This is a genomic window from uncultured Ruegeria sp. (genome assembly GCF_947497005.1).
GTDB lineage: Bacteria > Pseudomonadota > Alphaproteobacteria > Rhodobacterales > Rhodobacteraceae > Ruegeria.
The window spans coordinates 1-442 of sequence record NZ_CANMFF010000069.1 but is presented as its reverse complement, the minus strand read 5'-3'; the positions used below and the strand labels follow the sequence as shown (position 1 = coordinate 442).

Below are 442 nucleotides of genomic sequence, written 5' to 3'. Positions count from 1 at the left end.
CAGGGCTGCCGTCTTGGATAGAAGGGTTTCACTAGGGCTACTTAGGGCGGCATAATCCCCAAAGCTTTTCCACTCCCAACGGTGGTAGGCCCATACGGCGTAAGAGATGATCTCGCGTTGAAAGCGAAATCCCTTCAGGCGCGGCATTGTCTGTGGCGTTTTCATGATGACCGGTTATCCCGGCGCAACCCCACGATCAACTTGGCAATGCCCCCTCAGACCGAACTCAATAAATTAATGCAACAGTCCCGCCGTGACAGAAAGCAGGGCGGATACAAACGAAGAAAAGTTACACCGCATTGGCGGATCAACTACTCTGCGCAAAACAGCTTGACTGAGACGGCCCCTTTGCCGAAGCCTAGAATCTAGGGTCAGGACCCATTAATTTGGTTGCCGCCATCTCGACCGCATGATTCAAGCCCCTGAAGATCAGGGAGCGCAC

The 442-nt window shown here is 53.6% G+C and carries 1 pseudogene; it reads right to left on the bottom strand.

Annotated elements, in window-relative coordinates:
• Positions 1-78: 78 nt before the first annotated feature.
• A pseudogene (locus Q0816_RS25940) lies at positions 79-165 on the bottom strand (IS6 family transposase); the annotation flags it as partial.
• Positions 166-442 lie beyond the last annotated feature (277 nt).